The following is a 16,988-nucleotide window of genomic DNA, read 5'->3' as shown; positions in this document are numbered from 1 at the left end:
GCTGCGGTATCCGCGTCTTCGAGCGGCACGAATCAGAGGCCGCACAGTCCGTCAATATCCGCGGGATGGCTCGATGATGTTGTCCGGCAATCCGCCGGCCGAGACGCGCAGGATGTTGGCTGCGATCTGCTTGGCCGAGGATGACGGAATGGCCACTGACGCGAGGTGCGGGGTGATGAGCACGTTGGGCATGCTCCACAGCGCATCTCCGGCCGGTAGGGGTTCGCGCTCGAAGACATCCAGCGTTGCCGCGCCGATGTGTCCACTCTGGAGGAGTTCCGTCAACGCGGCCTGATCCACGAGGGCGCCCCTGGCGACGTTGATGAGTGCAGCACCGGGCTGCAATTTTTCGAGGCGGGCGCGATCGAAGAGCTGCTTTGTCTGCGGCGTGAGCGGCAGCATCAGGACGACGATGTCCGCTTGGCCAATCACGGAATCGAGCGTCTCCATGCCGGCTGAACACTCCACGCCATCGATCTGCGCAAGGCTGCGCGACCAACCCAGCGTTCTGAACCCCTGGCGCTGAATTTCATGCGCTGCCTTGGCTCCCAGATGCCCCAGGCCCAGCACCGCAACGGTTATGTCCTCCGGCGAACGCGGGTGGCGATAAGCCCACCGGCCTGAGCGCTGGGCCTGCTCGAAGACCGGAATATCCCGGGCGTGCCGGAGCACCGCGAACAGGACATACCCGGCCATCATCCGCGACATCTGCGGATCGGTAATCCGGGTGATGGGGATGTGCCTTGGGAGGTCGTCGCGCCCCACCAGCGAGTCGACTCCGGCGCCCAAGTTGATGATCAGCCGCAGATTCGTCATGCGTTCGAAAATGCCCTGCGGGGGTTTCCAGACCATGGCGTAGTCGATCTCTTCCGGCCGCTCGGTCTGGCTTGCGTGAATCACCTGGAGTGCCGGAAGCTGGGTCTGAAGCGCCTTCTTCCAAGTCTGGAAATCGTCGAAGTCGCTATAGAAGGCCAGAGTGCCGACAGCCGCTGCTTCAGGAAACGTCATCCTCAGGAAACCTGCTTGTTCTTTCGCACCAGGCGTGCAACGGCCTCGATGGCGAGTTCGTAGCCGTCTGCGCCGAGTCCGGCAATGACACCATCCGCCGCCTTGGATATGTAGGAGTGATGGCGGAAGGGCTCGCGCTTCCAGATGTTGCTCATATGGGCTTCGATGATCTTCCCGGGAAAAGACAGCAGGGCATCCAGGATGGGAATGGACGTGTAGGTCAAACCGGCCGCATTGATGACGATGCCGTCCGCGACGCCACGGGCTTCCTGAATCCAGTCGATCAGCTGTCCTTCATGGTTCGACTGCAGAAAGCGCAGGCGGACCTCCAGCGAGGCAGCCTTTTGTTCACAGCGCGACTGCAGGACGGGGAAGCTGTCCGTGCCGTAGTTCCTATTGGAATCCAGGCCATAGAGGTTGGCGTTGGGGCCATTCAGGAACCAGACGGAGATGGAGGGATTCGAGGTTTCGGTCATCATTTTTCAAGCTTCGCAAGGTTGGGTGGCCCGCATCGCGGGCAGGCGCTGGAAAGCTTCGTTCCAATGGGCGGCGATGCCGCATTCCGCGCGCCAGTTCAGCTCGGGAAATCGGAAGTCCAGATAGCCCAATGCGCAGCCGATGGTGATCTCGCCGATGGTGGGTTTGTCGTGCGTCAGTTCGGATGCGATGGTTTCGATCGAGGCGAGGCAGGCCGTAACTTTGGTCAACAGGGCCTCGCGCCAGGTGGGCCACTGGAATTCGGGGGGACGCGCCGTCAGCTCGTAGCGCGCCAGCAGCGCGGCGTCGAGCAGGCCATCGCCCAGCGCCTGGCGGCTGAGCGCCGTCCATCGATCGGCGCCGGACGCGGGAAATATCGTCTCTGCGTCCGCCTGGCTGGCCAGGTACTCGCAGATCACCCGGCTGTCGTAGAGGACCTGGCCGTCTTGCAGGATCAGGGTCGGCACCTTGGCGAGCGGGTTGTGAGCCGCGATGCGCGGGTCGCGTCGAACCGGATGAGCGGCGCTGTCCAGGCACTGGATCTTGTCGGCCTGTCCGGTCAGATGCGCACACACCATGACCTTTCGCACGAAGGGCGATGTCGGAGCGAAGAGGAGTTTCATCATCAGGGCACCAGCACCAGCTTGCCGAACACCTTGCCGCTTTCCAGCATGGCATGCGATGCCGCGGCCTCGCCGACCGGAAAAGTGGCGTGGATGCGCGGCGCAATCCGCCGGCGCTTCAGCAGCGGCACCACATGGTGGGCCAGGCGCTTGGCCATGCGGGCCTTTTCGGCGTGACTTTGCGGACGCATGGTGGAAGAGTGCAGGCTCAGCTGGCGCTGCATCAGCGTCAGCAGTTCGATGCTGACTGCCGAGCCCTGCATGAAGGACAGGCTGACATGCCGTCCGCCGAAAGCCATGGCTTGAAGATTGCGGCGCACATAGTCGCCGCCAACGATGTCGAGCACGACGTCCACGCCGCGCCCCGCGGTGTAGTCCAGGCAGGCCTGGGTGAAGTCGGTGGTGGGCCAGCAGATCGCCAGATCGGCGCCGAGCGCCTTCAGTTCGGGGAACCGCGCTTCATCGTTGTCGGTCACGATGACCATGCAGCCGGCCGCACGGGCCATCTGGATCGCCAGGGTGCCGATGCCGCCCGCGGCGCCGTGGACGAGCACCGTCTCGCCCATCGCCAGACGCCCGAGTTCGAACAGGTTGTGCCAGACGGTGAAGAGTCCTTCGGGCAAGGCCGCCGCCTCGATGTCGGACAGAGGGGCCGGCACCACGAAGGAATGATCGACCGACGCCGTGCACCACGGCGCATAGCCCCCGCCGGGCACCAGGCTCATGAGCCGCTGGCCCACCAGCGCGCTGTCGGCACCCGGGCCGCAGGCGACCACCTCGCCACACACCTCCAGTCCGAGGACGTCGGTGATGCCGGGCGCGGGCTTGGCGATGCCCTGGCGCTGCATGACATCGGGCCGGTTGATGCCGGCGGCGAGCACGCGCAGCAGGACTTCACCGGCGCCCGGGACGGGCATGGGGCGCTCGGCCAGCACCAGCACGCTGGCATCGCCGGGCTCCCGGGCGACGATGGCTTGCATTGAACTTGGAAGGGAGGTTCTGATGTCGGTCATGGGGTTTGCCGGGGGCTGGTGAAGACGCTGATGCCCTCATCGAGCAGCGCCAGCCCGACGACCGAGCCGACGGGCCAATGCTGCATGGCGCCCAGGCCTGCACTGCGCACGGTGACCACCTGCCGGGCCGTCCTCGGAACATCCACATCCACGTAGGTGTTGATGTGGTCGCCCTGGAAGACATGGTGGATCACGGTGCCGCTCAGGACCGAGCCGGCATGCAGGCTCTCCAGCAGGATGTGTTCCGGCCGGACGTAGACGTCCAGCCTTTCGCCTTCGTGCGATGCATCGATCAGCCGAGCCTGCGGAAGGCTGAGATGGCCGGAGCCCAGGCGCAGCTGGATCTCGTGGGCGGTCTTGCCGTGGTAGTGGGCCGGCAGGATGTTCACGTCGCCAAGAAAGGACGCCACGAACGGATCCTGCGGACTGCGGTACAGGTCGGCCGGCGATGCGATCTGGCGGATGACGCCGGCCGACATCACGGCGATGCGGTCCGACATCGCAAGCGCCTCGCCCTGGTCGTGGGTGACGAAGACCGTCGTCAGTCCCAGGCGGCGCTGGATCTCGCGAATCTCGACCTGCATCGAGCCGCGCAAGCTCTTGTCCAGGGCCGAGAAGGGCTCGTCGAGCAGCAGCACCTTGGGTTGGATGATCAGTGCGCGCGCCAGCGCCACGCGCTGCTGCTGGCCGCCGGAGAGTTCGCGCGGCTTGCGGTGCCCCAGGCCCGTGAGCTTGACCATGGCCATCGCTTCCTTGACGCGCTGGGCCACCTCGTCCTTGGGTACGCCCCGCATCCGCAGGCCATAGCCGATGTTGCGCTCCACGGTCATGTGCGGAAAGAGCGCGTAGTTCTGGAAGACGATGCCGATCTGCCGCTTGTGCGGCGGATCGCTGGTCACCGGCTGGCCCTCGATGAAGATCTCGCCGCTGTCGGCCTCGGCAAAGCCCGCGATCAGGTTGAGCAGCGTCGTCTTGCCGCAGCCCGACGGACCCAGCAGGGTAAGGAACTCGCCACGCTTGATCTTCAGCGAGACCTCGTGCAGCACGGTCTGGTCGTGGTACTTCTTGACCACGCCTTCGAGGCTGACGGCTGTGTCGGCCTGCGGATGCGAAAGGCTGGGTTGCGCTGCAGGGTCGGAGTGAACTACTTTCATGCGCGAACGATAAGCCAGGAGTCCGTGTCCGGGTCTTTGCCGAAATTGATGCAACCCCTCGGAAAAACGAAAGGTCTCGATGGCCTTGGGCACGAGCCCCGGCGAAGACCTTGCGGGCAGCGCTTTGCTTTTTCCTAAGCCCTGAATCCGAAAAACGTGATTTTCAAATGCGGTGTGCTTCTTCAGACTCGCCTGCATCGATGGCTGGTGTCTCCAGGCTGCCTGGCGACGTGCATCAGTGGCGATCTTCTTTAGGAAACACAAATGTCAGTGGAAAAAATCAATACCGTGGTGGTCGGCGCTGGTCAGGCGGGCATCGCCATGAGCGAACATCTTTCGCTCGTGGGTGTGCCGCATGTGGTGCTGGAGCGCAAGCGGATCGCGGAACGTTGGCGCTCGGAGCGTTGGGATTCCCTGGTCGCGAATGGCCCCGCCTGGCATGACCGTTTTCCGGGGTTGAACTTCGAAGGAGTTTCGCCGGAGGCATTTCCACCGAAAGAGCGCATGGCGCAGTATTTCGAGGACTACGCCGCCATGCTGAAGGCGCCCGTGCGCACCGGCGTCGACGTCAAGCAGGTGGAGCGCAACGTGGGTCGCCCGGGCTTCACGGTCACGACCTCCGAGGGGGTCATCGAAGCGACCAACGTCGTTGCGGCCACCGGTCCTTTCCAGATTCCGGCCTATCCGAAGATCGTTCCCGAGACCCACGGCATCCAGCAGCTGCATTCCTCTGCGTACAAGAACCCGGGCCAGTTGCACGAAGGTGCCGTGCTGGTCGTGGGGGCGGGAGCCTCCGGCTCGCAGATTGCCGAGGAGTTGCGCAAGGCGGGCAAGACGGTCTATCTCTCGGTGGGTGAGCACTACCGCCCGCCGCGTTCCTACCGCGGCCGCGACTATTGCTGGTGGCTGGGTGCCCTGGGCCTGTGGGACGAGGTCAAGATCAAACCCAAGAAGCAGCACGTCGCATTCGCCGTCAGTGGCTACGAGGGTGGCAGGACGGTCGATTTCCGCCGCCTTGCGCACATGGGCGTGACGCTGGTCGGTCTGACCAGGACCTACAAGGATGGCGTCATCGAATTCGAAGAAGGCCTGGCCAGGAATGTCGCGGAAGGCGACCGGGCGTACTTCGACGTGCTGCGCGAAGCGGATGCCTACATCGAGCAGAACGGCTTGCCCTTTGCGCCGGAGCCCGAAGCCTGGGAGCTGCTGCCGGACCCGGACTGCCTCAAGGAGCCGATCCTGAGCCTGGATCTCGCCAAGGCCGGCGTCACGACGATTCTCTGGGCCACCGGATTCACCTTCGACTACAGCTGGCTGAAGGTCAATGCCTTCGATGAAAAGGGCGCACCGTTTCACAAGCGGGGCATCTCCGCCGAGAGCGGCATCTACTTCCTGGGATTGCCGAACCTGGTCAACCGCGCTTCGTCCTTCATCTACGGCGTGTGGCACGACGCGAAGTACATCGCCGACCATATCGCGATCCAGGACGCGTACATGTCGTACGGCAAGACCTGAGCCTGCATGGCCGAGATCAGTTGCATCGAAGACCTGCGCCGGCTGGCGAGGAAACGCGTGCCCCGGATGTTCTACGACTACGTGGATGGCGGCTCGTGGACCGAATACACCTACCGTGCCAACGAAGAGGATTTCGGCAAGATCGAGTTTCGCCAGCGCGTGGCGGTGGACATCGCCGAGCGCAGCACGGCCAGCACCATGGTGGGCCAGGCGGTCAGCATGCCGGTGGCGATCGCGCCCACGGGTCTCGCCGGCATGCAGCATGCCGATGGCGAGATCCTGGCGGCGCGCGCGGCGCAGAAGTTCGGCATACCGTTCACCTTGTCGACCATGAGCATCTGCCCGATCGAGGCGGTGGCCGAAGCGACTGGCCGCCATCCGTTCTGGTTCCAGCTCTATGTGCTGCGCGACCGGACGTTCGTGGAAGGCCTGATCGAGAGGGCCCGGAACGCCAACTGTTCCGCACTCGTGGTCACCATGGACCTGCAGGTATTCGGACAGCGGCACAAGGACAAGAAGAACGGCCTGTCCACGCCCCCTCGCCCTACCCTGCGCAACCTCGTGAACCTGGCGAGCAAGCCGCGCTGGTGCTGGAACATGATGGGCACCCGGCATCGCCATTTCGGCAACATCGTCGGGCACGCGAAGGGCGTGGACAACATCGGCTCGCTGGTGGAGTGGACCCGGGAACAGTTCGATCCGCGCCTGTCGTGGCAAGACATCGAATGGATCAGGAAGCGCTGGAACGGCAAGCTGATCGTCAAGGGCATCCAGGATCCCGAGGATGCACGGCGGGCGGTTGAAAGCGGGGCCGATGCCATCGTGGTGTCCAACCATGGCGGGCGGCAGCTCGACGGCGCCTCGTCGTCGATCTCCACCCTGCCACGCATCGTGGAGGCCGTCGGACGCCGGGTGGAGGTGCACATGGATGGCGGCATCCGCTCGGGGCAGGACGTGCTGAAGGCGATCGCGCTCGGGGCGCGCGGCACCTACATCGGCCGCGCCATGATGTACGGCCTGGGCGCCCTGGGAGAGAAAGGCGTTGCCACGGCCCTGCACCTCATTCAGAACGAACTCGATCTCTCCATGGCCTTCTGTGGCAAGACGGATGTCCGCGGCATCGACCGCGAAATCCTGCGCATGCGCTGAGGCCTACCGGCAAAGGAAGTCGACGAGCGCGGCCATCATCCGGTCGCAGGCTTCGATCTGCGACAGTTCCACGTACTCATCGGCCTTGTGCGCCACTTCGATGCTGCCGGGGCCGCAGATCAGCACCGGGGTTTCGCGCCAGCTCTGCTTGAACAGGCCGCCTTCAGATCCGAAATCGACCTTGGTGCGGCGGGTGCCGGGGGGCAGCAGGGAACTGAGCAAGCCGACGGCCGGCGAATCCTCGGGCGTGCTCAGGCTGGGGTAGCTGTTGGTCAGCTGGATGTCCGGCAAAGGGGCCTCGGGATGCACCGCATCGGCCGCCACGCGTTCGACCAGGCGTTGCAGCACGCGGGCCAGGATTTCCTCGGGCTGGTCGCCGGAGACATGGCGGATCTCGAAACTGAGCTCGCATTCGCTGGGCACGATGTTCAGGGCCCGGCCGCCGTGGATCACGCCGACATGGACCGTGGAGTAAGGCACGCCATAGCCCTCCTCGCGAGGGCCGGTCTCCGACAGTTCACGCTGCACCTCGCGCACCGACGCGACGAGGTCGCTCGCCATGTGGACGGCGTTGATGAATCTGGGCGCCAGGCCCGAATGGCCGGCCTGGCCGCAGCAGACTGCCCGATAGGCGGACTTGCCCTTGTGACCCGTGCCGATGCGCATCAGGGTGGGCTCGCCGACGATGCAAAGATTAGGTGCGGGAAGGCCGTTCTCTAGCCGGCGCAGCAGGTGGCGCACGCCGACGCAGCCGATCTCCTCGTCGAAGGACAGGGCCAGTTGCAGGGGTCGCTTCAGCGGTCTGCGGGCCGCAGCCACCATAGCGATGACGGCGCAGGCGACGAAGCCCTTCATGTCGGCCGAGCCGCGTCCGTAGATGCGGCCGTCCTTGTGCGTCGCCTCGAAGGGTGGCGAAGTCCAGGGCTGACCGTCCACGGGCACCACGTCGGTGTGCCCGGAGAGCAGGACACCCGGAACGCCTTGCGGGCCCACCGTGGCGAACAGATTGGTCCTGCTGGCGTCCTGCGGGTCCGGTGCAAGGGTCGATTCGATGCCGGCTTCCGCCAGGATCTCCTGCACCTTGTGGATGAGCCCGATGTTCGGCCTCAGGGAAACCGAGGGAAAGGCAATCAGGGTTTCCAGCAGCGAGATGCTGGACATGCTTGCGGCACTTTCTTGATCCATGGCGATGCGTTGGGCGCTTCAGGGCGCTGCGATGTGGGGGTCGAAGAATCTCGCCGCGCTCATGCCGGGGATGTACTGGTCGGAGATATAGGCACGGCAGCGCTCCATGAAGACGCGGGTCAACCGCGACTGCTTCATCGGCTTGTACGTTGCCAGGCCAAGCTGCATCGGGCGATTGGTGCCGGCCAGACGCACACGCACCATGCGTTTGCCATCGAGCGCCTGGTTCGATTTGGGCCGCACGTTGAACAGCGCATACCCGATGCCGTTGGCCACCATGGACCGCACCACTTCCTCGGACCGCGAGCGCGCCACGATGTTCGGCGTGACGCCGGCCTTGGCGAAAAGCGAGGTGAAATACTCCCGGCTCATCGGCAGATCGAGCAGCACGTAGGGCTGGGCAGCCAGCTCCTCGAGCGTGACGGCCTTCTCCTGCGCCAACGGATGCAGTTCGCTCACCAGCACATAAGGCGGCAGCGTCGCCAGGGTTTCGAACTCGATGTCGTCGCCCAGGTGCAGGTCGTAGGTGATCGCCAGATCGATCTCGAGCGCACGTATCTTGTTCATCAAGACCACCTGGTCGCCTTCGACCATCTCCACGTCCACCGCCTCGAACGCCCGGGAAAATCCGAAGATGACCTCGGGTGCAATCATGGCGGTGAGCGACTGGAAGCTGCCCACCCGCAAAACGCCTTGCATGACATCGCTCGAATCCGAGGCGATCTCATACAGGCGGGAGGACTGGTCGAGCACATCTTCGCACTGCCGCAGCACCAGGGTGCCGATGGCGGTCAGTCCCAGTCCCTTGGAAGGATGGCGGACGAACAACTGCACGTTCAGCTCGGACTCCAGATGCGCAATGGCCGCGGAGATCGAGGGCGAGGAGATGTGGATCTGCGCCGACGCAGCGGCGATGCTGCCGTGCGTCGCGGTGGCGACAAAGTACTCCATCTGACGCAAGGAAACGCGGTTGAGCATGTCGAGTAGAGAAGAGGCTGGGGAACAGCGCGGGACGTTGACAGTCCAGTGTACCGGCGGCCTTTCAGAGGTTTCCAGGCACCCCGAAGCTGGGGGCTGCGCGCGGGTCGAGCGCCCGCGTGATGTAGGCCTGCAGCTGCGGTTCGTACACCTTCCAGGTGGCGTAGAGGGCCTGCACCGGATCGATTTCCACCCAGTCCAGCCGCAGATCCACGATCGGCCAATTCTGCTCCCCGTAGACCAGCAGGCCGGCCGAATGCACAGGGCCTTCCTCGCCACCAGCCGCCTGGCCGGCGAGCATGGCCTGCATCAGGCGTTCGGCCAGTGGGCCTTCTGCGCTCTCGAATGCGAAGAGCATCGCCTGGGGCACCTCGTGTGTGAGCAGCATGTTGCCGGCGCAGGCAGCATGCGTGCCGACCACGCTGGCCAGGGTTCCGAGCGCCTTGGCCCCGGTGAAAACCACCGGCGGGTTCGACGCATCGATAGCCATCACCTGGCGGTAGTCGATGAAGGGACGCTTTTGCAACTCGGCCACGGCTTGCGCCGGCGTCAATCCGCTGGCGAGCAGGTCCAGGGCGAGCGGTCCCAGGTCCGGATCGGTGATGTTCTGGCTGGCGGCGGCGCCCACGTGCGTGCGGCCGCGGATGCAACGCGAAGCGACCGCGGGGGAGGACGAGGCAACCGCGGCACCGAACTGCCCGGTGGCCGGGCAGCGCGCGATGATGGAGAACGTCATGGGGCTCAGTCGGGAATCATGGCAGTGGCATCGATTTCCACCAGCCATTCCGGACGGGCCAGGGCAGACACCACGATGCCTGTCGACACCGGGAAAACCCCTTTCAGCCAGCGACCCACGACGAGATACACGGCCTCGCGGTAACGCGGATCGATGATGTAGATCGTGATCTTGCAGATGTCCTGGAGTTCGCCGCCGGCCTCCTTGAGCAGCATCGCTATGTTCGCCATGGCCTGCTCCGCTTGACCGCTGACATCGCCGATGCAGACGCTCTCGGACGTTTCAAGGTTCTGTCCGATCTGCCCTCGCAGGAAAACGGTGCGGCCTCGAGCGACAACGGCTTGGCAAAGGTCGTTGTCGAGCTTCTGTTCCGGGTACGTGACCTTGGTATTGAAAGGCCGGATGCGGGTGTGTTTCATGTTGCTGGGAGCTGATGACGGGAATGGCAATGGTCATCGGCGCTGGACATCGGTGCCATTTGTATTTTCCGGGCGACCGTTTAGGAATTTCCGAGCTTTGCCCGCCGGCCCGCGCCCATCGGGAAAATTGAGGCACCTCTAAGTAAAAGGCGACTTGGCCGCACGTCTCGAGTTCCACATCATCCGGTCGCTGAGGTGAGTGGACATGGTGCTGGCGTAGTGCTTGCACCCTCAGGCAACTCACCGACGGATGCCAGCTCCGACCAACGTTCAACTTTTCGATCTGAGGGTTTTCAATGATTCGCAAGCTTTTGACACTGTGCGTGCTTTCCGCCACGCTGGCCGCCACATCGGCCTATTCGCAGGACAACGCCCTGGTGGTGAGCACATGGGGTGGCAGCTTCCGCGACCTCATCGACGAGAACATCGGCAAGGAGTTCACGAAACAGACCGGCGTGCCGGTGAAGTACGTGACCGGCGGCACCATCGACCGCCTGAACAAGGCCAAGCTCGCCTCCAAGCCCGAAAGCGACATCACGTTCACGACCTCCCATGTCGGATGGCTCTACGTCAACAGCGACCTGTTCGAGCAGCTCGACAACAGCAAGATCCCGAACGCCAGCCGCCTGGTCGACCGCGCCAAGATCAGCCCGTACCACATCGGCAGCTGGGCCTATGTGTATTCCATCGGCTATCGCGCCGACCTGCTGCCGCCCAGCGTCAAATTCGAAAGCTGGAATGACCTGTGGAATCCGGCCCTGAAAGGCAAGATCAGCGCCCCTGACTTCGACCCCAGCCATTTGATTGCGGTTTCCGCCATGCTGTCGGGCGGAGATGCCAAGTCCTGGGAAAAAGGCCAGGACAAACTCAAGGCGCTCAAGCCCAACTTCAAGGCCTTCTATACCAACGACGCCAATGCACAGCAATTGATCGCCACCGGGGAAACGCCCGTGGAAGTCATTCTCTCGATGAACGCGTACCACATGGCCAGCCAGGGCGTGCCGATCAAGGTGGTCATGCCCAAGGAAGGTGCGGTGCTCGGCGTTGACACCATGGCCATCATGAAGGGAAGTACCAAGACCGACCTGGCCCACAAGTTCCTGAACATTGCGCTGTCGCCCGAAGTGCAGTCAAAGATCGTGGCTTCGAAGAAGGCCAGCCCGGTCGTCGACAACGCGACGGTTTCGGCCGAAGACGCCAAGCTGCCCGGCGTGTTCACCACCAAGGCACAGTGGGACACCCAGACCATCGTCATCGACAACAAGCTGCGCGCCGAGAAGACTGCAGAGTGGCGCAAGTGGTTCACTGAAAACATCATGAACTGACCCCGCCGGGGGTTCATCAAGGGGGAGGATTCTTGCGCCGTTGGGCCGCAGGAGTCCTCCCTGGCCGATCAAGTCTCTGGAACAAGGTTTAGGAATGCGCTCCGATCTACGGGCCTGGCTGGTCTCCCCAGCCGTGATAGTTGCGGTGGGCATCACCGTGTCCCTGGCCGCGGTGTTGCAGTTCAGCTTTCGGGCGTTTGTCCCCGGCTCGCTGGATGTCGGCGGGCTGACCTTCGCCAACTTCTCCGGCATGGGCAAGTCGATCTATCTCGATGCGTTTGCCAATACCTTGCTGCTGAGTGTGGAGACGACGGTTTTCTCGCTTGTCGCCGCCTATCCCCTGGCCTACGCCCTGGTTCGTGTGAAGAACCGGGCTCTCAAATCCTTCATCCTGATCGTTTCGATCACGCCGCTGTTTCTGGGTGAAATCGTCCGGACCTACTCGTGGATCGCCGTCCTGGGCAGCAACGGCTTCATCAACGGCACCTTGCGAAAGCTCGGCTTGATCGAATGGCCGTTCGAACTCATGTTCACCCACCTGGGCGTGCTCGTCGCGCTGGTGCACGTGACAATTCCCGTGGTGGTCCTGATGCTCGCCACGGCGATCTCGCACATCAACCGCGACTATGAAAAGGCCGCGCAGAGCCTTGGTGCAGGCCCCGTCAAGACTTTCGTCACGGTCACGCTGCCTCTTTCGATGCCAGGAATTCTGGCCAGCATCACGACCGCCTTTGCCTGGACTTTCAGTGCCTTTGCGACGCCTCAGATGATTGGCGGAGGCCGCGTGCCCACGGTGTCAACCCTGGTCTACCAGCTCGGCTTTTCCTCGATGAATTTTCCACTGGCAGCCAGCCTGAGCGTGATGGGGCTGCTGATGACGACCGCGGCGCTCTTTGCCTTGGGACTCTTGACGAAGCGCCTGAAGACCGTTGGAGGACACTGAAATGAAAATCCGAAGTTCCCTGCCTCTGCCGCTGCGTGTTGCCGGACCGCTCCTGATCGCCATCCTGCTTGCATTCGTATTGTTGCCGGTGGTGGTGGTGACGATCGCCGCATTCAACGAAAAAGCGATCCTTGCCTTTCCGCCTGAATCGTATTCGCTCAAGTGGTTTGCGCGGGTGTTCAGCTATCCGGATTTCCAGGAAGGATTTCGCTCGAGCATGGTCGTCACCGGATGGTCTTCCTTCCTGGCCTTGGTGATCGGGACGTGTCTGTCCATCGCGGTGAAGCGGCTGGAGTTCCGCGACAAGCAGCTCCTCCTCGCGATCCTGCATTCGCCGCTGGTGGTGCCGCATTTCACGTTGGGGCTGGGCCTGCTCATCCTGGTGTCGCAGACCTCGGTGCAACGTGGATACGGCATCGTCATCCTGTGCCACGTCATGCTGGTGCTGCCCTTTGTTCTCAGGAGCGTCTATGTCTCCATGGAGAACCTGGACGAGCGGCTCGAGCAGGCGGCGGCCAGCCTGGGCGCGTCGCCGGTGAAGACGCTTTTCACCGTCACGGTTCCTCTTTTGGCTCCGGGACTCTTCGGCGGATGGCTGTTCGCCGCCATCATGTCATTCAGCGAATTCACTGCATCGCTTTTCGTGACGACACAGGATACGCAGACGTTGCCGGTGGCCATGTACAACTATGTTCGGGAGTTTGCCGACCCGACCCTGGCGGCGCTCTCCGCTGTCTACATTGCGGTGACCGCGGCGCTGCTTGCGTTTGCCAACTATTTTCTGGGTTTGGGAAAAGTCCTCAACATCGAGGACAACCACTAGCGTAGCGCGAACCGGTTCAACGCCCAGTCCGCTTCGACAACATACCGCACCCGGCGCCTCCACTGTCGCCGCCCGGGCGCACGGGCGTACGGAGATCGCCGACGCCGTCGCGCCGGTCAGCCCCTGGAAAATCCCTCGCCTGGCAGTCCATCAGCGAGAACCCCTTCGGCAAGTCCAGCGCCCCGTTCTTGCCCAGCGGCGCGTGCACGACGACCTGCCCGGGCAGCAAAGTCGTCCCGGCGTGCAGTTTCAGCGAATACCCGGCCGACACGCACGCTGGCAAAAGGGCTGGCGGGCGCGAGAACTCGCTCGTATCTTTCTTTGCCATCAATGTCGGAGACAAGGTCGCTCTATGAGAAGCCGGGCGAGAGGGTTGCTCGCCAGAATCCTGAAGTCCGGGACAACTGAGGGAGGCAGCTTGGCACAGGCGCAAAGTCGGCAACAAAGTCTGAGGCGCCGTCGCTGTTGATTGCCAACGAAAATTGACCCTCGGGTCAAAGATCGGTGGAATCCAACACAAGGGGAAATTCGGAGGCTTTTGCTAAGCTGGTTGACTCCGGCCCGGCGGCACAAGGCAACGAAGCACAAAACGGGTACGCTGCCGGCTACCAACCGAGGTTAACGCCGAAATACCGAAAAATCCTTTTGAAATCAACGCCTTAGCCTAATTCATGAAAATTGCCACCTGGAATGTCAATTCCCTCACTGCCCGCCTGCAGCATGTGCTCGACTGGCTGACCGCCAACCCGGTCGACGTGCTGTGCCTGCAGGAGCTCAAGATGAGCGACGACAAGTTCCCGCTCGACGTGCTCAAGTCGGCCGGCTACGAGGCCGCCGTGTTCGGGCAGAAAACCTACAACGGCGTCGCCATCCTGAGCCTCGCGCCGATGCGCGACGTGGCGCGGAACATCGGCGGCTTCACCGACGACCAGTCGCGTGTGATCGCGGCCACGGTCGAGACGCCCGCGGGTCCGCTGCGCATCGTGAACGGCTACTTCGTCAACGGCCAGGCGCCGAGCACCGACAAGTTCGAATACAAGATGGGCTGGCTGCGCGCGCTGCGCGAATGGCTGCGTGCAGAAATGGCGGCCCATCCAAACCTTGTGCTTCTGGGCGACTTCAACATCGCGCCGGAAGACCGCGACAGCTTCGACCCCGTGGGCCTGGCCGAAACCATCCATCACACGACCGAGGAGCGCGAGCACTTCAAGGCACTGCTCCAGCTGGGCCTGGTCGACAGCTTCCGCCTCTTCGAGCAGCCCGAAAAGAGCTTTTCGTGGTGGGACTACCGCATGCTCGGCTACCAGAAGAACCGCGGCCTGCGCATCGACCACATCCTGGTGAGCGAGCCGCTGGTGCCGCGCGCCAAGGGCTGCATCATCGACCGCGTGCCGCGCAAGTGGGAAAAGCCGAGCGACCACGCACCGGTGGTGCTCGATCTCGACCAGGGGATTTGATGACCATGACCATCCGCACCCTCACGATCATCGCAGCGGCGCTCGCGCTCGCTGCCTGTTCCGCGTTCAAGCCCGCGGACAAGGCCGACGACGGCAAGTCGCCCACCTCCGCCACCGACGAGGCGCCCGGCACAAGGGGCGACGTGCCCACCGTGCGGCTGATCACCGCGCAGACGCCTGCCGTGCGGGCCTACCGCAAGACCGGCGCGCGCCAGATCTACAAGGCCTATCCGCAGCGCATCTACAAGGGAAAGATTCCCCCTCTGGTCTATGCGGTGGTGGTGGTCGAGACCGACCTTGATGCCGAAGGCAACGTCAAGAACGTCACGTTCAGTCGCGTGCCGAGCCATGCGCCCGAGGTGCCGGGCAAGATTGCGGAGCTCATCAAGGCAGCATCCCCGCTGCCGAGCCCGGGGCGCCTGGGCGGCCACACGTATGTGGACACCTGGCTCTGGGACAAGAGCGGCAACTTCCAGCTTGACTCGCTGACACTGGGCCAGCGCAGCCGGTGAATAAGCTCGCCCCCAGTCTTCGCGCACTTCGTGTCGCTACGCCACCCCCCTACCGGGGGCAACACCAGCGGCCCGGCAAAGCCGGTTCCGCGGTGTTTCTGGAAGGGAGACAGCCGCGCTCTCTTTACAAGGCGGCTTACTCGATCCCGAGTTCCTGGATCTTGCGGGTGATGGTGTTGCGGCCGATGCCCAGCTTCTGAGCGGCTTCGATCCGTCGGCCGCGGGTGTTGGCCAGCGCCGTGAGGATCAGCCGCGACTCGAAGCGGCGCGACAGCACATCCCAGACGTCGGTGCGCCCGGCCGCGAGCAGCGCCTGGGCTTCGATCTCCAGGCCGCTCTCCCAGCTGCTTGCGCCCACCAGGCCTTCAGTGGCTTCGGGTGCAGCGCCGCTCGCCGGTGCCGCTTCGCGCTCGAGCCCGGGCGATGGCTGCACCGCGGCTTGCACGGGTGCCGCCGCGGCGCTCGTTTCTGTGGCCTGTGCCGGCGCGCCGGCGGCCGCGGCCATGACCTCGGGCGGCAGGTCCTTGGCCTCGATCAGCTGGGCCGGCGCCATCACGGTCAGCCAATGGCAGATGTTCTCGAGCTGGCGCACGTTGCCCGGGAAGCTGAACGAAGCCAGCTTGGCCAGCGCCGCATCGGAAATGCGCTTGGGCTCCACGCCGAGCTGGCGCGCGCTCACCTGCAGGAAGTGGCGCGTGAGCGCCGGCACGTCTTCGCCGCGCTCGCGCAGCGCCGGCAGCCGCAGGCGAATCACATTGAGGCGGTGGAACAGGTCTTCGCGAAAGCCGCCGAGCTTCACGCGCTGCTCGAGGTCCTGGTGCGTGGCCGCGATCACGCGCACGTTGGCCTTGACCGAGTTGTGGCCGCCCACGCGGTAGAAGTGCCCGTCGCTCAGCACACGCAGCAGGCGCGTCTGCAGGTCGAAGGGCATGTCGCCGATCTCGTCGAGGAAGAGCGTGCCGCCCTCGGCCTGTTCGAAGCGCCCACGCCGCATGGTCTGCGCGCCGGTAAAGGCACCGCGCTCGTGGCCGAAGAGTTCGCTCTCAAGCAGATCCTTGGGAATGGCCGCGGTGTTGATGGCCACGAAGGGACCGTTCGCGCGCGGCGAGTGCTTGTGCAGCGCGCGCGCCACCAGTTCCTTGCCCGAGCCCGATTCGCCGGTGATGAGCACCGTGACGTTGCTTTGCGAGAGCCGGCCGATGGCGCGGAACACGTCCTGCATGGCGGGCGCCTGGCCCAGCATTTCGGGCGCGGCGACCATGCGCTCCTCGGCCACTTCCTCGCGCTGGCTTTCATCGACGGCGCGGCGGATGAGTTCGACGGCGCGCGGCAGGTCGAAGGGCTTGGGCAGGTATTCGAAGGCACCGCCCTGAAACGCCGAAACGGCGCTGTCGAGGTCGGAAAACGCCGTCATGATGATGACGGGCAGGCCGGGGTGCTTGGCCTTGATCTTGTCGAGCAGATCGAGCCCGGAACCGCCAGGCATGCGGATGTCGCTCACCAGGACCTGGGGGCCCTGCTGTTCGTCGTCGTCGGCGAGTTCGAGGGCGGCCAGCACCTCGCGCGCGTTGGTGAAGCTGCGCGTGGGCAGGTCTTCGCGCAAAAGGGCCTTCTCCAGCACGAAGCGGATCGATTGGTCGTCATCAACTATCCAGATCGGCTTCATGCATC

General features: G+C 63.9%; 17 protein-coding genes. 7 read left to right on the top strand and 10 right to left on the bottom strand.

The window, feature by feature from the left end:
• Window positions 1-51: 51 nt before the first annotated feature.
• From ACAM54_RS08710 to ACAM54_RS08690, 5 genes are read right to left on the bottom strand one after another with little or no spacing between them, the layout of a single operon-like run.
• Window positions 52-1,008 (bottom strand): 2-hydroxyacid dehydrogenase, encoded by a 957-nt coding sequence (locus tag ACAM54_RS08710; RefSeq protein WP_369650458.1) that lies wholly within the window; start codon window positions 1,006-1,008, stop codon window positions 52-54.
• A gap of 2 nt (window positions 1,009-1,010) precedes the next feature.
• Window positions 1,011-1,487 carry a type II 3-dehydroquinate dehydratase gene (locus ACAM54_RS08705; RefSeq protein WP_192323127.1) on the bottom strand — a complete coding sequence of 159 codons (477 nt, stop codon included), beginning with the start codon at window positions 1,485-1,487 and terminating at the stop codon, window positions 1,011-1,013.
• Between the two features lie 3 nt (window positions 1,488-1,490).
• Window positions 1,491-2,108: a glutathione S-transferase gene (locus ACAM54_RS08700; RefSeq protein WP_369650959.1), complete on the bottom strand. Its 618-nt coding sequence runs from the start codon at window positions 2,106-2,108 to the stop codon at window positions 1,491-1,493.
• Window positions 2,109-2,110: 2 nt separating this feature from the next.
• Window positions 2,111-3,088, bottom strand: a complete 978-nt coding sequence (locus ACAM54_RS08695; RefSeq protein ID WP_369650457.1) for an NAD(P)H-quinone oxidoreductase — start codon at window positions 3,086-3,088, stop codon at window positions 2,111-2,113.
• Window positions 3,089-3,117: 29 nt separating this feature from the next.
• The gene (locus ACAM54_RS08690; protein ID WP_369650456.1) at window positions 3,118-4,275 is read right to left on the bottom strand and encodes an ABC transporter ATP-binding protein; all 1,158 of its coding nucleotides are present in this window, start codon (window positions 4,273-4,275) and stop codon (window positions 3,118-3,120) included.
• A gap of 264 nt (window positions 4,276-4,539) precedes the next feature.
• On the opposite strand from ACAM54_RS08690, the gene ACAM54_RS08685 reads away from it, so the two are divergent.
• A complete protein-coding gene (locus tag ACAM54_RS08685) occupies window positions 4,540-5,790 on the top strand; it encodes a flavin-containing monooxygenase (protein WP_369650455.1) in 1,251 nt (416 codons plus the stop codon).
• A gap of 6 nt (window positions 5,791-5,796) precedes the next feature.
• Complete coding sequence (locus ACAM54_RS08680; protein WP_369650454.1) at window positions 5,797-6,939, top strand: L-lactate dehydrogenase; 1,143 nt, start codon at window positions 5,797-5,799, stop codon at window positions 6,937-6,939.
• Window positions 6,940-6,942: 3 nt separating this feature from the next.
• Here ACAM54_RS08680 and argE read toward each other — a convergent pair whose 3' ends face one another.
• The 4 genes from argE to ACAM54_RS08660 form a co-directional block, all read right to left on the bottom strand.
• Window positions 6,943-8,100 carry an acetylornithine deacetylase gene (gene argE / locus ACAM54_RS08675; RefSeq protein WP_369650453.1) on the bottom strand — a complete coding sequence of 386 codons (1,158 nt, stop codon included), beginning with the start codon at window positions 8,098-8,100 and terminating at the stop codon, window positions 6,943-6,945.
• A gap of 42 nt (window positions 8,101-8,142) precedes the next feature.
• Window positions 8,143-9,102 carry a LysR substrate-binding domain-containing protein gene (locus ACAM54_RS08670; RefSeq protein WP_369650452.1) on the bottom strand — a complete coding sequence of 320 codons (960 nt, stop codon included), beginning with the start codon at window positions 9,100-9,102 and terminating at the stop codon, window positions 8,143-8,145.
• 64 nt (window positions 9,103-9,166) lie between these two features.
• A complete protein-coding gene (locus ACAM54_RS08665; protein ID WP_369650451.1) occupies window positions 9,167-9,838 on the bottom strand; it encodes a DUF1028 domain-containing protein in 672 nt (223 codons plus the stop codon).
• A gap of 5 nt (window positions 9,839-9,843) precedes the next feature.
• A complete protein-coding gene (locus ACAM54_RS08660) occupies window positions 9,844-10,257 on the bottom strand; it encodes a RidA family protein (protein ID WP_369650450.1) in 414 nt (137 codons plus the stop codon).
• A 296-nt stretch (window positions 10,258-10,553) separates the two neighbouring features.
• Between ACAM54_RS08660 and ACAM54_RS08655 the strand changes: the two genes are divergently transcribed.
• The 5 genes from ACAM54_RS08655 (at window position 10,554) to ACAM54_RS08635 (ending at window position 15,317) form a co-directional block, all read left to right on the top strand.
• Window positions 10,554-11,582 carry an ABC transporter substrate-binding protein gene (locus ACAM54_RS08655; RefSeq protein WP_369650449.1) on the top strand — a complete coding sequence of 343 codons (1,029 nt, stop codon included), beginning with the start codon at window positions 10,554-10,556 and terminating at the stop codon, window positions 11,580-11,582.
• 94 nt (window positions 11,583-11,676) lie between these two features.
• Window positions 11,677-12,525, top strand: coding sequence for an ABC transporter permease (locus ACAM54_RS08650; protein WP_369650448.1), 849 nt, complete (start codon window positions 11,677-11,679; stop codon window positions 12,523-12,525).
• Window position 12,526: 1 nt separating this feature from the next.
• Window positions 12,527-13,348: an ABC transporter permease gene (locus tag ACAM54_RS08645; protein WP_369650447.1), complete on the top strand. Its 822-nt coding sequence runs from the start codon at window positions 12,527-12,529 to the stop codon at window positions 13,346-13,348.
• A 671-nt stretch (window positions 13,349-14,019) separates the two neighbouring features.
• Window positions 14,020-14,805 (top strand): exodeoxyribonuclease III, encoded by a 786-nt coding sequence (gene xth / locus ACAM54_RS08640; protein ID WP_369650446.1) that lies wholly within the window; start codon window positions 14,020-14,022, stop codon window positions 14,803-14,805.
• The gene (locus ACAM54_RS08635) at window positions 14,805-15,317 is read left to right on the top strand and encodes a hypothetical protein (RefSeq protein ID WP_145741826.1); all 513 of its coding nucleotides are present in this window, start codon (window positions 14,805-14,807) and stop codon (window positions 15,315-15,317) included. The genes xth and ACAM54_RS08635 overlap by 1 nt, the downstream gene beginning before the upstream one ends.
• Window positions 15,318-15,453: 136 nt before the next feature.
• On the opposite strand, the gene ntrC is transcribed toward ACAM54_RS08635, so the two are convergent.
• Complete coding sequence (gene ntrC, locus ACAM54_RS08630; protein ID WP_369650445.1) at window positions 15,454-16,983, bottom strand: nitrogen regulation protein NR(I); 1,530 nt, start codon at window positions 16,981-16,983, stop codon at window positions 15,454-15,456.
• Window positions 16,984-16,988: the final 5 nt, after the last annotated feature.

Origin of the sequence: Variovorax sp. V93, assembly GCF_041154485.1 — a bacterium.
Classification (GTDB): domain Bacteria; phylum Pseudomonadota; class Gammaproteobacteria; order Burkholderiales; family Burkholderiaceae_C; genus Variovorax; species Variovorax beijingensis_A.
This window is presented reverse-complemented; position numbering and strand designations above follow the sequence as displayed.

Excerpts from the sequence above, each read along its gene's own strand:
- ACAM54_RS08710 (WP_369650458.1), bottom strand. The coding sequence starts at position 1,008 with ATGACGTTTCCTGAAGCAGCGGCTGTCGGCACTCTGGCCTTCTATAGC.
- ACAM54_RS08705 (WP_192323127.1), bottom strand. The coding sequence starts at position 1,487 with ATGATGACCGAAACCTCGAATCCCTCCATCTCCGTCTGGTTCCTGAAT.
- ACAM54_RS08700 (WP_369650959.1), bottom strand. The coding sequence starts at position 2,108 with ATGAAACTCCTCTTCGCTCCGACATCGCCCTTCGTGCGAAAGGTCATG.
- ACAM54_RS08695 (WP_369650457.1), bottom strand. The coding sequence starts at position 3,088 with ATGCAAGCCATCGTCGCCCGGGAGCCCGGCGATGCCAGCGTGCTGGTG.
- ACAM54_RS08690 (WP_369650456.1), bottom strand. The coding sequence starts at position 4,275 with ATGAAAGTAGTTCACTCCGACCCTGCAGCGCAACCCAGCCTTTCGCAT.
- ACAM54_RS08685 (WP_369650455.1), top strand. The coding sequence starts at position 4,540 with ATGTCAGTGGAAAAAATCAATACCGTGGTGGTCGGCGCTGGTCAGGCG.
- ACAM54_RS08680 (WP_369650454.1), top strand. The coding sequence starts at position 5,797 with ATGGCCGAGATCAGTTGCATCGAAGACCTGCGCCGGCTGGCGAGGAAA.
- argE (WP_369650453.1), bottom strand. The coding sequence starts at position 8,100 with ATGTCCAGCATCTCGCTGCTGGAAACCCTGATTGCCTTTCCCTCGGTT.
- ACAM54_RS08670 (WP_369650452.1), bottom strand. The coding sequence starts at position 9,102 with ATGCTCAACCGCGTTTCCTTGCGTCAGATGGAGTACTTTGTCGCCACC.
- ACAM54_RS08665 (WP_369650451.1), bottom strand. The coding sequence starts at position 9,838 with ATGACGTTCTCCATCATCGCGCGCTGCCCGGCCACCGGGCAGTTCGGT.
- ACAM54_RS08660 (WP_369650450.1), bottom strand. The coding sequence starts at position 10,257 with ATGAAACACACCCGCATCCGGCCTTTCAATACCAAGGTCACGTACCCG.
- ACAM54_RS08655 (WP_369650449.1), top strand. The coding sequence starts at position 10,554 with ATGATTCGCAAGCTTTTGACACTGTGCGTGCTTTCCGCCACGCTGGCC.
- ACAM54_RS08650 (WP_369650448.1), top strand. The coding sequence starts at position 11,677 with ATGCGCTCCGATCTACGGGCCTGGCTGGTCTCCCCAGCCGTGATAGTT.
- ACAM54_RS08645 (WP_369650447.1), top strand. The coding sequence starts at position 12,527 with ATGAAAATCCGAAGTTCCCTGCCTCTGCCGCTGCGTGTTGCCGGACCG.
- xth (WP_369650446.1), top strand. The coding sequence starts at position 14,020 with ATGAAAATTGCCACCTGGAATGTCAATTCCCTCACTGCCCGCCTGCAG.
- ACAM54_RS08635 (WP_145741826.1), top strand. The coding sequence starts at position 14,805 with ATGACCATGACCATCCGCACCCTCACGATCATCGCAGCGGCGCTCGCG.
- ntrC (WP_369650445.1), bottom strand. The coding sequence starts at position 16,983 with ATGAAGCCGATCTGGATAGTTGATGACGACCAATCGATCCGCTTCGTG.